Source organism: Streptomyces sp. NPDC001070, from assembly GCF_053598835.1.
Window position 1 is genome coordinate 54,729 of the sequence record NZ_JBSFLB010000024.1, and the last position, 13,710, is coordinate 68,438.

A 13,710-nucleotide genomic window follows, 5' to 3' on the forward strand; every position below is an offset into this window, starting at 1 on the left:
AGGATGGACGCGGTGGCGACAGGCGTCGTGAAGTGGTTCAACTCGGAAAAGGGCTTCGGCTTCATCGCGCAGGACGGGGGTGGCCCCGACGTGTTCGCGCACTACTCGAACATCGCCGGCACCGGCTACCGCGAACTGCTCGAGGGTGAGGCCGTGACGTTCGACGTCACCCAGGGACAGAAGGGGCCGCAGGCGGAGAACATCATCCGCAACTGACGGCTCGTGACCGGGGTGGCCCGGTCGTCCCCGGGAGTGCACTACGCGCGACCGGGACGACCGGGCCACCCCGTCGCCGTGTCCGGCCCCGAACCGGCCCGCGCCGCACCCACCCGCACCCCCGCCGAAAGGCGCGTACCGCGGGCGAGGACACTGGGCCGACATGACGCACTGGTACGAGCAACGCGAAGTCGACGACGGCCTCGTCCGAATCAGCGAGCCGCACGTCCACCAGATCCTGAAGGCGAACGTGTGGTGGCTGCGCGGCGCCGACCGCGACCTCGTCGTGGACGCCGGCCTCGGCGTGGTCCCCCTGGGCCGGGAGATGCCGGGTGTGTTCGCGCGGGACCCGCTGCTGGTCCTCACCCACGCGCACCTCGACCACGTCGGCGGAGCCCACGAGTTCCACGACCGGGCCGCACACACCGCGGACGCCGCGGCCCTGGCGCGCGGCGTGCCGGCGAGCCTGTACGGCGCCGAACTCGCCGAGCGGCTCGGCACCGAGGACGTGGGCGCGTCCTTCCCCGACCTCCTCATCGACGCCCTGCCCGACCCCGCGTACGACCCGGGCGGCTACGGCATCGGCACGGTGACCCTCACCCGCACGCTGGGCGGGGACGAGCGGATCGACCTCGGCGACCGCACGCTCACCGTCCTCCACCTGCCCGGCCACACGCCCGGTTCGGTCGCGCTCCTGGAGGAGCGCACCGGGGTGCTCTACTCGGGCGACGCGGTCTACGACGGCTACCTCGTCGACGACCTCCCCGAGTCCGACGTGCCCGCCTACCGGCGCACCGTGGAGTTCCTCGCGGAGCTGGACGTCTCCGTCGTCCACCCGGGCCACGGGCGCAGCTTCGGCCGGGACCGGCTGCGCGAGGTGGCGGCGCGCTACCTGCGGCGGAGCGCCCCCGCGGAGCGGTAGCGACGCCGATGCGGGGCCGCCCGCGGATGTCGCACAACGGCGGCCCGGCGGAGTGGACGCGGGGCCGCCGCTCAGGCCAGCCGCAGCGTGACGTACGGGACGGTGTCGCCGTCCAGCACGTAGCGCTCGACCTCGACGAAGCCGTGCGCCTCCGCGAAGCGCAGCCCTTCCACGTTGGAGGCCAGCACGATCGTCTCGATCACCCCCGCGCCCAGCTCCCGCGCCCGGTCCATCCCCCGGGCGTAGAGCTGCTGCCCGAACCCCTGCCCGCGGTGTTCGGGCAGCACCCGCGCGATGACCGTGGCCGTCGCGTCCTCGCCCGTGGGCGGCCGTACCGTCGTGCAGCCCACGGCGACGCCGCCGAGGTAGGCGACCTGGAGGTGGTTGCGCCGCGAACGCTCGCGCACGTCGTCGAGGGAGAGGGGGTCGGTGGGGATGATCGTGTTGTGGACCAACCGCCAGTCCTCGAGCATGGCGTCGCCGTCGGGCCGTTCGATGCGAAGTGTCGGCATCGCAGCAGGAAACCGGTGCACGGCAAGGGGCGTCAACCCGGTTTGCCGAGACCCCTCAGGTCGCGCACGCGTCGCGCGTCCCGGTGGGGGAGCGGAGCGATCAGCGTGGGCCGGGATCCCGAGGGGAGCCCTGGTGCAGACCGCCCTTGCCGTGCTGTTCGCCCTGCTCGCGGCGGTCAGCAACGCCCTGGCCACCGTTCTTCAGCGCTACGCGGCACGGACGGTCCCGCTCTCCGTGGGGCTGCGCCCGGCCCTCATGGGCGAGCTGCTGCGCAAGCCCGTGTGGCTCGCGGGGTTCGGCGCGGTGATCGCGGCGGCCGCGTTCCAGGCGCTGGCCCTGCTGAACGGCGCGCTCTCGCTCGTACAGCCGCTCTTCGTCCTGGAACTGCCCTTCGCCCTGTTCATCGGCGGCCTGGTGCTCCACCGGCGGCTCCCGCGTCGCGGCTGGGCCGCCGTCGGCGCCATGGTGGCCGGGCTGGGCACGGGACTGTGGGCGGCCTCGCCCAGCGGCGGCCCGGCGCAGCCACGCCCGGGCGTGTGGGCGCTGGCGCTGCCCAGCTGCGCCGCGGCCGTCCTGCTCCTGACGCTGACCGCCGTCCGGCGCCCCGAGGGGCGGGTGCGTGCCGCGTGCTTCGGCCTCGGCGCGGCGATCTGCTACGCGCTGACCGCCGGGCTCCTGAAGGACGCGACACAGGTGTGGAGCAGCGACGGACCCGCCGCCTTCTTCACCGCGTGGCAGACGTACGGCTTCGCCCTCGTCGGGGTCGTGGCCGTCTTCCTCCTGGAGAACGCCATGCAGTCGGGGCCGCTGGTGGCCTCCCAGCCCGCGCTCACCCTGGGGGACGCGACCGTGAGCCTCGCCCTGGGCGTGACGGTCTTCGAGGAGCACCTGCGGGACGGCTGGTGGCTCCTGCCCATGCTGCTGGGCGCGCTGCTCGTCGTGGCCGGCGCGTTCGTCCTGGTCCGCGTCCCCCTCGTGCACACCCTGGTCGCGCCGGGCGCGCCCCGCTGAGCGGGGTTCCGGCGACCGGCTCTAGTCGAAGCCGAGCTCGCGCAGGTTCGTCCTGGCCAGCTCCACGATCTCGTCGGCGCGCCCGGAGAGGATCGTACGGGTGGCGAAGAGCGTGAAGCCCTTGAGCTGGCCGTAGGTGATCTTCGGGGGCAGTGACAGTTCATGGCGGGCGGTGCGCGCGTCGATCAGGGCGGGGCCGTCGTGGTCGAACGCGGCGGCGAGCGCCTCGTCGAGCTGTGCCGGCCGTTCGGCCCTGGCCCCGAACAGCCCTGCCGCGCGCGCGACCTGGGCGAAGTCGGCCTCGCCCAGCTCGGTGCCGTAGTTGACGATCCCCGCGGCCTTCATCTCCAGTTCCACGAAGGAGAGCGCGGTGTTGTTGAAGACCACGGCCTTGACCGGCAGGTCCAGCTGACGCAGCGTGAGCAGTTCCCCGAGGAGCATGCTCAGGCCGCCGTCTCCGCACAGGGCGACGACCTGGCGACCGGGATGGGAGGCCTGGATGCCGATCGCGTGCGGCAGGGCGTTGGCCATCGTGCCGTGGTTGAAGGAGCCGACGAGCCGCCTGCGGCCGTTCATCGTCAGATAGCGGGCCGCCCACACCGTGGGGGTGCCGACGTCGGCGGTGAAGACGGCGTCGGCGGCCGCGAGTTTGTCGACGGTGGCGGCGACGTGCTGGGGGTGCATGGGGGAGTCCGAGGGGCCGGCCGCGGCGAGGTGGTCCAGCCGGCCGCGCACCCGCCGGTAGTGGCCGGTCATCCGGTCGGCGAAGGAGCGGTCGGTCTTCGGGTGGAGCAGAGGCAGCAGTGCCGCGGCGGTGTCCTTGACGGTGCCGACCAGTGGCACGTCGACGTCCGTGCGCCGCCCGATGTGCTCCCCGCGCACGTCGACCTGGACGACCGGCACGCCGGGGCCGGGATAGAACTGGCGGTAGGGGAAGTCGGTGCCGAGCATCAGCAGCGCGTCGCAGTGCTCCATCGCCCGGTAGCCGGAGCTGTAGCCGATCAGGCCCGTCAGCCCCACGTCGTAGGGGTTGTCGTGCTCCAGGAACTCCTTGCCGCGCAGCGCGTGCACCACGGGCGCCTTCAGCACCTCGGCCAGTGCCACCGCCTCGTCGTGCGCGTCCCGGCAGCCGGCGCCGCCGAGGACGGTCACCCGCTCCGCCCTGTTGAGCACCTCCGCGGCCCGCGCCAGGGCGGCTTCGGCCGGGCGTACGTGAGAGGAGGTGGCGACCACGGGACGGGGAGGGGCCGGCAGGTCGATGTCGGCCAGGAACAGCTCGCCCGGGATCACCAGGACCGCGACGCCGGCACGCTCCAGCGCCGTGCGCATCGCGATGCGCAGCAGCCGGGGGATCTGCTCCGGGATGCTCGCCATCTCGCGGTAGACGCTGCACTCGCGGAACAGTTCCTGCGGATGGGTCTCCTGGAAGTACTCCCCGCCGATCTCCGCGCGCGGGATGTGCGCCGCGATCGCCAGCACCGGCACACGGCTGCGCTGTGCGTCGAACAGTCCGTTGATGAGGTGCAGGTTCCCCGGGCCGCAGCTGCCGGCCGCCACCGCGAGCCCTCCGGTGACCGCCGCCTCGCCCGCGGCGGCGAACGCGGCGGTCTCCTCGTGCCGCACGTGCGCCCACGAGACGGCCCCGTTGCGGCGCAGGGCGTCGGTGAAGCCGTTCAGTGAGTCCCCGGGCAGGCCGTAGACGCGGCGTACGCCGGATGCCGCCAGAGCCGCGACCATGACATCTGCGACGGTGGTACCCACGAGGTCTCCCTGACGGCTGGTCCGTGAACGTCCGCGATGCCCACGGCACCCCGGACATTTTGTGACACATCACGCGAACCGCGTGAAGCGACACGACGTGCGGCCGTCGGTCGGCACGCCGGGCCGGTGGGACGCGGCGTGCGGGAGCTCCGCCACGGCGCGGCCCCGGCGAGGGGGCGGCGGAGGCGTCAGATCCACCCGCGGCGGGTCGCCTCCATGGCGATCTGGAAGCGCGTCTGCGCGCCGAAGCGCTGCATGAGCCTGGTGACATGGCGCTGGACGGTGCGCTCGCTCCACCCCAGGGCGCGGCCGGCCGATTTGTCGGTGGCGCCAGCGGCCAGCAGCGTGAGCAGCTTGGCCTCCTCGGCGGAGAGCTCGCCGGCGGTCTGTTCCAGCCGGCCCGCCGGACCGTCGCTCGCCGGGAGGCGCACCTGGACGCTGCGCTCCCACAGGGCCTCGAAGAGCGCGATGAGTGCGTCGAGCAGCGGCGAGGGGTGGATCAGATAGGACGCCGTCACCGCGTTGTCGCCCGGCCGCAGCAGGGGGATGATGGCCAGCCGGTCGTCGGAGACGGCCAGCTTCATCGGCAGTCCGGGGGCGACGCGGGCCTGCTCGCCGTGCCGGATGCCGACGGTGACGTCCGCCAGCCAGCCGGGGAGCGCGAGCACGGTGCTGTCGTAGATGACGCGGTAGGCGACGCCGCGCTTGAGCAGCTCGAGTTCGATCGGGTTCGGCTCGGTGTGCTCCTCGACGGCGGCGTACGGCGGCCGGTCGAAGCCCCGCACCTGTGTCCGGGTGCTCTGCTGCATCTGCGCCCAGTGGCGGTTGACGTCGTCGCGCCCCGAGACGACCTCGACCAGCTCGCCCGGGTTCACGAAACGCGTGCCGGCGCGGTACAGGTCCATCAGGCCGGTGACGTGGGAGCGCACGTCGTTCAACGCCCGCTCCCGGTCCCGCAGTACGGTCTCCAGGGCGCTGTCGGGGGAGACCGCGGCGTAGGTGACGGGGCGCCCGGTGGAGCGGACGGCGAGGCCGAGCGAGACCAGCGACTGCACGCAGCGCCGCGCCGTGGGAGCGGGGAGCCGGCAGTCGTGGGCCAGTTCCGAGACGGTGGCGTGCACACGGCGGATCAGGGCTTCGTACACCGCTTCGTCCTGCCGGCTCAGGCCGATGGATTCGAGCATGGTCCGCCTTCGCGCCGTCCTCACGTGTCGTACTCCCGTCACCTGACGGGAAGTCGCCCCCCGATCATCTTGTCAGCCCGGCGAAGCGGATGTCAGCGTTCCCGGCGGTACACCGTCATTCCGGCTCGAGGACGTGGACCCACGTCGCACGAAGGAGCGCCCATGCCGCTGTCCGCCCGCCGCTTACTCGGGCAACGCCGCCACCGCGCGTGGTTGCCGGCCCTCGGGATATGCACGCTGCTGCTGACCGCCCTCCCGGCGGCGGCGCAGGGAAGCGGCCCGGCGCCGGCGACGCAGCCGGCCGGGCGACAGAAGATCGACCCGGTGCTGGTCCGCCGGATGGAGGCCGCCGGTGCGCGGGGTGACGGCCGTGTCGAGGCGGCCGTCGTGCTGCGCGACCGCACCGCACTCCCCGAGCAGGGTGCCGAGCCGGGTGCGGTGCGGGCCGAACTGACCCGGAGCGCACGTTCCGTGCAGTCCCCGGTCGTGGACCTGGTCGAGTCGCGCGGCGACGAGGTGCTCAACACCTTCTGGCTGAAGAACATGGTCCTGGTGAAGGTCAGGCCGCAGACCCTCCGGGAACTCGCCGCCCTCGCGCCGGTCGACCACATCATCCCCAACTTCACCCTGAAGGCGCCCTCCACCGAGCCCGAGAAGCCCGCCACGGCGAGCCGCGCGGCGGCCGCGGAGGCGAGCACCTGGGGCCTGACGAAGATCGGCGTCGACAAGGTGCGCGCCGAGCAGGGGCCGACGGGGAAGGGCGTACGGGTCGCGGTCCTGGACACCGGCGTCGACTTCGACCACCCCGACCTGGCCGGGAAGCTCGCCACCGACGACGCCGCGGACCCCGCCCACCCGGGCGGCTGGCTCGAGTTCTCCGCGACCGGTGAGCCCGTGGCCTCCCTGCCCCACGACAGCAGCTTCCACGGCACGCACGTGGCCGGCACCATCGCGGGCGGCGACGCCTCGGGCACGCGGATCGGCGTCGCCCCGGACGCCGACCTCATGGCCGGACTGATCATCCCGGGCGGCTCGGGAACGCTCGCCCAGGTGATCGCGGGCATGGAGTGGGCGATCGCCCCCTACGACGCGGACGGAAAGCCCGCCGGCGAACCCGCCGACGTCGTCAGCATGTCGCTCGGCGCCGAGGGCTACGCGGACGAACTCATCGAACCCACCCGCAACATCTACCGCGCCGGGGTGTTCCCCTCCTTCGCCATCGGCAACCAGTGCGTCGACGGCTCCGCCAGCCCTGGAAACGTGTACGAGGCCGTGTCCGTCGGCGCCACCGACGACGCCGACGACGTGGCCGACTTCTCCTGCGGCGAGGTCGTCGACCGGAGCGACTGGATCGACGCGCCCGCCGAATGGCCCCAGTCGTACGTCGTGCCCGACGTCTCCGCGCCCGGCGTGGACGTGCTGTCCGCGCTCCCGGGCGGCGACTACGGGCTGCTCAGCGGTACCTCCATGGCCACACCGCACGTGTCCGGCACCGTCGCGCTGATGCTCCAGGCCCGCCCGGACCTCACCGTTGACGACGCCCTCGCCATCCTCACCGGCACCTCCTTCTTCGACCAGCGCTACGGCGCGCGCCCCAACCCGCGTTACGGCTGGGGCCGCATCGACGCGTACGCCGCCGTGAAGGAGGCTGCACTGCGCAGCGGCGTACGGGGCACGGTCAGGGACGCAAAGAGCGGCCGACCGCTGGCCGGCGTCACCGTGGCCCGCACGGACACCGGACGCACGGTCACCACCGGAGCCGACGGCCGCTTCGAGCTGCGCCTCGCGGCGGGCACGCACGCCCTGCGGCTGACGCGGTTCGGCTACGCGGCGCAGGAGACCACCGCCCGGGTGCGGGCCGACCGGTACACCGACCTGTCGCTCCGGCTGACGCCGACCCGCCGCGGGGTGATCACCGGCCGGGTCACCTACGGGCCGACGGGTTCGACGGTACCGGGAGCGACGGTCGCCGTCCTCGACGTCCCCGACCCGCTGAAGGCCACGACCGATCACAACGGCCGCTACACGATCCGCGACGTCCCCGTCGGCGAGTACGAGGTCTCCGCCGCCGCGCCCGGCATCTCCCGCTCCAAGCCCGTACGGGTGAGCGTGCACGGCTCGGGTCCGGCCGGTCGGGCCGCTCTGCAGCTGCCCAGACCGCCGGCCACCGAGCGCGTGTCGCTGACCTCCGAGGGCAAGCAGGGCAACCACGAGGCATGGTGGCCGGAGCTGAGCGCGGACGGGACGGCGGTGGCCTTCGCCAGCCCGGCGTCCAACTTCGCCCCCGGCGACACCAACGGTGAGCTCGACGTCTTCGTCACCGACCTGCGGACCGGCGAGACCGAGCGGGTGTCCGTCGCCTCCGACGGCACCCAGGCCGACGGCTTCTCCCTGACGCCCACCCTCAGCGCCGACGGCCGCTGGGTCGGTTTCAACAGCGGTGCCACGAACCTGGTGCCGGTCGACACCAACCAGCAGACCGACAGCTTCGTCCACGACCGGGAGACCGGCGCCACGGAACGCGTCTCGGTGGCCTCCGACGGCACCCAGGCCGACGGCCTGTCCTCGGCGCCCTCCCTGAGCGCCGACGGACGCTACGCCGTGTTCAACAGCGACGCCGACAACCTCGTGCCCGGCGACACCAACAACGCCACCGACGTCTTCGTCCACGACCGGCAGACCGGGCGGACCAGCCGCGTCTCACAGGCCCCGGACGGCACCCCCGGCAACGGCAGTTCCAGGGAGCAGTCGGTCAGCGCCGACGGACGGTACGTCGCCTTCCAGAGCGCGGCCGGCAACCTGGTGCCCGGCGACACCGACGGGGAGCTCGACGTCTTCGTCCACGACCGGCAGACCGGCACCACCACGCAGGTGCCCGGCCCGCGGCCCGGCGAGAACACCGGTCCCGTCATCAGTGCCGACGGCCGGGTCGTCGCCTTCACCAACAACTGGCAGCTGTTCACGCACGACCTGCGGACCGGCGCCTCGGAGGAGGTCTCCGTCACCTCGGGCGGGACCGAGGCCGAAGACTGGGCCTTCGCGCCCTCGCTCAGCGACGACGGGAGCAAGGTCGCCTTCTACAGCTACGCGGCGAACCTCGACCCGGGTGACACCAACCGGCAGCCGGACGTCTTCGTCCGCGACCGCACGGCCGGCACCACCGAGCGGGTCTCCACCGCGCCGGAGGGAGCGGACGGGGACGGCGCATCCGACCTCCCCTCCCTCAGCGGGGACGGACGGTACGTCGCCTTCGAGAGCGCGTCGACGAACCTCGTCGCCGACGACACCAACCGCCGGTTCGACGTCTTCGTCCACGACCGGATCGCGGGTCCTGAACCGGTCTTCGCGCTGAGCGGCCTGTCCGTCACCCCGCAACGGGCCCGGCCCGGCAGGCCGGTCCGCATCGGCGCCGACGTCAAGAACGTCGGCGAGCGGACCGGGACGTACGAGGCCGTGCTCCTGGTCGGTGGCGAGGTCGAGCAGCGCCGCACCGTCCGGGTCCGCGCCGGTCACGACATACGCGTCGGCTTCACCGTACGACGCGGCGCCGCGGGCACGTACAGCGTGCGACTCGGGCCGCTCACGGGGGAGTTCACCGTGCGCCGGTGACCGCCGGCGGCACCGTACGGCGGTCCCGCGCCCGGGCGTCCCCCGGGCGCGGGACCGCCGTGGGCGACGGTCTCAGCAGGCCGTACCGGTCCCGGCCTGACAGGGGTGCTCGGCCCAGATGGTCTTGCCCTGCGGGGTGTGGCGGCACCCCCAGCGCCGGGTGAGCTGGGCGACGATGAACAGCCCACGGCCGCCCTCGTCGAAGGTGCGGGCCCGCCGCAGATGCGGGGAGGTGCTGCTGCTGTCGGAGACCTCGCAGGTCACGCCCCCGTCGTGACGGATCAGGCGCAACCGGACGGGCGGCCGGGCGTGGCGGATGGCGTTGGTGACGAGCTCGCTGACGATGAGTTCGGTGGAGGGCGCGGCCTCCGCCAGGCCCCAGGCGTCGAGCCTTCTCGCCACGTGCCTGCGGGCGTGCGACACGGCGGCGGGGTCGGCCGGCAGGTCCCAGGTGGCGACGGTGCTCGTGTCGAAGACGCGGGTGCGGGCGGCGAGCACGGCGGCCATGGGAGGACGGTCCGTTCCCGGCACGGCCTGGAGGACGGACCGGCAGGTGGCGTCCAGTGACGGGTGGGGCCGCGTGAGGACGTCGAGGAGTTCCGGGCCGCCCGGGCTGCCGGGTCCGCCGGCGCCGGTGCCGGTGAGCAGCAGCAGGAGACTGCCCGCGGGGAGTTCCATCTCGGTGGCCTCGACGGACGGCCGTGCCGTTCCCAGGGGTCGCGAGGGCGGGAGGCCGACAGGCGTGACCGCACCGTCGGGTGTGACGACGACGGGTGCGGGGTGCCCCGCGCCGGCGAGCGAGCAGCGCCCGGAGACCGGGTCGTAGACCGCGTACAGGCATGCCGCGCTGACCCCGGCGCCGGCGGGCCGCAGGCGGCCGAGGACGTCGTCGAGGTGCGCGAGCAGCTCGTCCGGCTGCAGGTCGATGTCGGCCAGCGTGCGTACCGCGGCGCGGAGTTCGGCGGCCGCGTCGCCCGCCGCGGTCCCGTCCCCGGCGGCGACCGAGCCGGCGACGAGCGCCACCCGGGCGCCGGACAGCGGTATGGCGTCGAGCCAGTGGGCGACCGGGCCGGACCGGCCGCATGCGGGCAGGCAGTGGCCGACGACCTCCACGGCCGCGGTGACCGGCAGGTGGCCGGGGAGCAGACCGTGCGGACCAAAGGGCGGGGCGTCCGCTCCTCCGCCGTCCGTGAGGTGCGCCGGTTCCGTGGCGGTCGTCGTGCGGGACCGCGGCCCGGGGGCGGTCGCGCACTGCCGTTGCTGCAGCCGCAGCCGGGTCCGGCAGAGGACGACGCTGAGACCGACGGAGAGCGCGGCCGCGGCGATGACGACGGTCCGGCCGCCCGTGGACACCCCGCGTATCGCGAAGCCGTAGACGGCCACGCTGGCGGCCAGGGTGGCGATGCCGACGGCGAGGGTACGTCTGACGGGGAGCAGGGCGGCGGCCGCGAGGGGCGCGAACGCCGAGTACTGCGACCAGCGGACCAGGCCGCCCGCGGACGCCTCCAGCTGGACCGCGCAGGCGGCCCCGATGTAGCCGATGAGCAGGGGGCTGAGTCGCCACGGGAGTCGTGTGCCGGCCATTGTCAACAGCGCCTTTCCGCGGTCGGGGACGTGCCGCCGGCCGGGCCGTACGGCCCGCTCGGCGATCACAGGGCGGCCTCCGCGGGGTGGGGCGGCCGGGGCGGGGGCGGACCCTGACCGGCTTCCGGTGCGCAGGCGCGCTGCACGGCCACCATCGCCAGGTCGTCGTCGAGGTGGCTGCAGGTGTGGGCGTCCAGGTCGTCGCCGACGTGCCGCAGGAGCTGGTTCGGGCCCTCCCAGTTCCAGTCGCCCGCTCGGTCGGGCAGCGGGAAGAACTCGCCGGCCGCGTTCCGGGCCTCGATGACGCCGTCGGTGTACAGCAGCAGGGTGTCCCCGGCCCCGAACACGAAGGTGTCGAGGTGGTAGTCGTCCGGGGAGCCGCCGGCCAGCCCGAAGGGCGGCGCGGGCCGGAGCGCGTCCAGGGCGGCCACGCGGCCGCCGTGCCTCACCAGGGGCGGGGGATGCCCGCAGCTGACGATCCGGACGAGTCCGGCGTCGTCGGGGACCTCGGCCAGGAGGGCGGTGATGAAGCGCTCCCCGGCCTCGGGGTCTGACTCGGTGAGCTGGGCCAGGTGCCTGCGGACGCTGAGCTCCAGGGAGGCCGCCAACTCGGGCAGGGTGGCGTGGTGGTGGGCGGCCTCACGGAAGGCGCCGAGGAGCACGGAGGCGTCCTCGACGGCGGGAAGTCCCTTGCCGCGGACGTCGCCGATCAGGAAACGGGTCGTGCCGTCGGTCCGGGCGGCCGCGAACAGGTCGCCGCCCACCAGGGCGTGCTCGGCCGCCGCCCGGTACACCGACGCGACCCGCAGCGGGCCCATCCGCGGCGGGATCGGCCGCAGCAGGACCCGTTGCGCCGCCTCGGAGACCGCCCGCACCTGGTTGAGCTCCCTGAGGTCGCGGTCGTGCAGGGTCCGGGCGGCGATGACGAAGCCCGACACCGCGAGCAGTGCGCCGATGTGGATGAACAGGATCGACGAGTGCAGCAGCCCGTCGTGCCGGTCGACGACGATCATGGCCGCGCTGGCCACCAGGGCGACGCATGCGGTGAACCGGGCGCGCGCGAACGCCGCCGTGGAGGTCGGGGCGGCCACCAGCAGGGGGGACAGGTGGACGGCCATGGGGGCGAAGGACCCGGCCAGGGTGATCGCCGCGATCAGCCCGACCGGCAGGGACACCTGGATGCGCGTACCGGCCCCCCGGAAACGCCCGGCAGTCCGGAAGGGACGCCGGAAGTGCCCCCACCGTCCACCGGCGGTGCCTGCGCGGGACGGGCGGCTGCCACGGCCGGCCCGCGCCGTTGTGGGGACGGGGGGAGAGAAGTCGTTCATGGGCGGTCCTGCGGGTGGTTCGAACCCCGTGCGCGGACGTGGTGCGCGATGTGCCGTGCCGTGCGCCCCGCGGCACGATGGGAACGCGTGAATGCGCCACTGCGGACGGGTGGGCCGTCACCGGACTCGGTGCCGGACGGGTCAGGGGCGGTCGTGCCGGGCGGTCGCCGGGGGAACGCGGCGCCCCGCGCGGCCGGTCCGGTGCGCGGACGCCGAGGCCGGGCCGTGGAGGGCGGGGGGTAACACGGGCAGGTTCGCGTGCGTGGCGGGGCGATCGCCACCGCCGTGCGCAGGGAGTACGGGGCCGGGACCAGGGCCGGCACCGGGTGCGTCCGCGCTCCGGTGGATGCGCGGAGTCGTATGGATCACGGCTCCACCGTCCTTACGTGCCGCATCGTGGAAGCCATTGCCGCAACGCGGTGTCCACTGTGCGACCCGTACGGGGCATCGTCAAGGCGACGGGGTCGGCGTCCGGCCTCCGGCCGGGTGCGCGGAGAGGCGGGACCTTACCGACGCCGACGTGCCCACGCCACAGCCGTCCCTCGGAGATGGCCAAGGCGCAGCCGATCGCCTGCACCGCGAGGTCCTTCGCCCGGGTCGCGGGTCAGGCGGTGCGACGGCCCCCCCGCCGTCCCGTGCGATCACCGGTCATGGCCGCATCGCCTTCTCCCGCGCCCGGATGGCGGGAAGCGTTCCCGCATCGTGGGACTTCCCCCACTGCCGGCGCCGTGCCGCGAGGGGGCAAGCGGCGACGGGACGGCGGCCGGGCGGCCCGATGTGCGGGTGCACCCGGCCGCCGCGCGTCACGTCCTGTCGAAGGTCGCGGGCACCGGCAGGGTGGACCACCGGGGCACGGGCCAGGCGACGACGAAGGCGCGGCCGACCACGTCGTCCACGGGCACGAAGCCGCCGCCCTGGTCGTGGACGTGGGCGCGGGAGTCCCAGGAGCCGTTGCGGTGATCACCCATCACCCACAGGTGGTCATTGGGGACCTTGACCGTGCCGACCGGCAGGTCGTCGCACGGCGTGGCGCCGGGATAGATGTACGGCTCGTCCAGTGGTGTCCCGTTCACCTTGACCGGCTTGCCCCGCTCGCACTCCACGGTGTCGCCGCCGACCGCGATCACGCGCTTGATCAGGTCCTGCTCGTCGGACGAGGGCATCAGGCCGACGAAGGCCAGGGCCTTCGTGATCGCGTGCCGGGTCGCTCCGGTCGGCTCCGGCGGCCGGTCTCCCAGCCAGCCGCCGGGATCGCGGAAGACGACGACCTCGCCGCGCTCGGGTGTCGCGCCGAACCACGGGGTGAACTTGTCCACCAGGACCCGGTCGCCCACCTGCAGGGTGTTCTGCATCGAACCCGAGGGGATGGAGAAGGCCTGCACGAAGAACGTCTTGATCCCCAGTGCCATGACCAGTGCCACGACGATCAGTATCGGCAGCTCCTGCCACCAGGGGCGCTGCGCGCGGGCCTTGCGAGGCCGCTTCCGGCGACCCGGCCCCGCCGTCGCACCGTGGCCCGTTCCCGGGACACCGGGCCGGCCGTCCTCCCCAGCGGTCATGCCTGCTCCGTAAGTTGTTAGGT

General features: G+C 73.9%; 9 protein-coding genes and 1 pseudogene. 4 read left to right on the forward strand and 6 right to left on the reverse strand.

What is annotated here, in order from left to right:
• Window positions 1–12: 12 nt before the first annotated feature.
• Together ACWDAS_RS27135 and ACWDAS_RS27140 are read left to right on the forward strand one after the other, a co-directional pair.
• Entirely contained in the window at window positions 13–216 is a 204-nt protein-coding gene (locus tag ACWDAS_RS27135) for a cold-shock protein (protein WP_450395837.1), read from the forward strand.
• A gap of 163 nt (window positions 217–379) precedes the next feature.
• Window positions 380–1,138, forward strand: a complete 759-nt coding sequence (locus ACWDAS_RS27140) for an MBL fold metallo-hydrolase (RefSeq protein WP_450395840.1) — start codon at window positions 380–382, stop codon at window positions 1,136–1,138.
• 71 nt (window positions 1,139–1,209) lie between these two features.
• Here ACWDAS_RS27140 and ACWDAS_RS27145 read toward each other — a convergent pair whose 3' ends face one another.
• Window positions 1,210–1,650: an N-acetyltransferase family protein gene (locus tag ACWDAS_RS27145; RefSeq protein WP_450395843.1), complete on the reverse strand. Its 441-nt coding sequence runs from the start codon at window positions 1,648–1,650 to the stop codon at window positions 1,210–1,212.
• Between the two features lie 133 nt (window positions 1,651–1,783).
• Here ACWDAS_RS27145 and ACWDAS_RS27150 point away from each other — a divergent pair, with 133 nt between their 5' ends.
• Window positions 1,784–2,662: a DMT family transporter gene (locus tag ACWDAS_RS27150; RefSeq protein ID WP_450395846.1), complete on the forward strand. Its 879-nt coding sequence runs from the start codon at window positions 1,784–1,786 to the stop codon at window positions 2,660–2,662.
• A gap of 21 nt (window positions 2,663–2,683) precedes the next feature.
• Here the strand turns inward: ACWDAS_RS27150 and poxB are convergent, their stop codons facing one another.
• Together poxB and ACWDAS_RS27160 are read right to left on the reverse strand one after the other, a co-directional pair.
• Window positions 2,684–4,423, reverse strand: a complete 1,740-nt coding sequence (gene poxB, locus ACWDAS_RS27155) for a ubiquinone-dependent pyruvate dehydrogenase (RefSeq protein ID WP_450395849.1) — start codon at window positions 4,421–4,423, stop codon at window positions 2,684–2,686.
• A 188-nt stretch (window positions 4,424–4,611) separates the two neighbouring features.
• The gene (locus tag ACWDAS_RS27160; protein ID WP_450395852.1) at window positions 4,612–5,607 is read right to left on the reverse strand and encodes a helix-turn-helix transcriptional regulator; all 996 of its coding nucleotides are present in this window, start codon (window positions 5,605–5,607) and stop codon (window positions 4,612–4,614) included.
• 162 nt (window positions 5,608–5,769) lie between these two features.
• On the opposite strand from ACWDAS_RS27160, the gene ACWDAS_RS27165 reads away from it, so the two are divergent.
• Window positions 5,770–9,216, forward strand: a complete 3,447-nt coding sequence (locus tag ACWDAS_RS27165; RefSeq protein WP_450395855.1) for a S8 family serine peptidase — start codon at window positions 5,770–5,772, stop codon at window positions 9,214–9,216.
• A gap of 72 nt (window positions 9,217–9,288) precedes the next feature.
• Here the strand turns inward: ACWDAS_RS27165 and ACWDAS_RS27170 are convergent, their stop codons facing one another.
• The 3 genes and pseudogenes from ACWDAS_RS27170 to lepB form a co-directional block, all read right to left on the reverse strand.
• Complete coding sequence (locus tag ACWDAS_RS27170; RefSeq protein WP_450395857.1) at window positions 9,289–10,800, reverse strand: SpoIIE family protein phosphatase; 1,512 nt, start codon at window positions 10,798–10,800, stop codon at window positions 9,289–9,291.
• A 65-nt stretch (window positions 10,801–10,865) separates the two neighbouring features.
• Complete coding sequence (locus ACWDAS_RS27175; RefSeq protein WP_450395860.1) at window positions 10,866–11,975, reverse strand: PP2C family protein-serine/threonine phosphatase; 1,110 nt, start codon at window positions 11,973–11,975, stop codon at window positions 10,866–10,868.
• Window positions 11,976–12,937: 962 nt separating this feature from the next.
• Window positions 12,938–13,687 (reverse strand): annotated as a pseudogene (lepB, locus tag ACWDAS_RS27180) (signal peptidase I); the annotation flags it as partial.
• Window positions 13,688–13,710 lie beyond the last annotated feature (23 nt).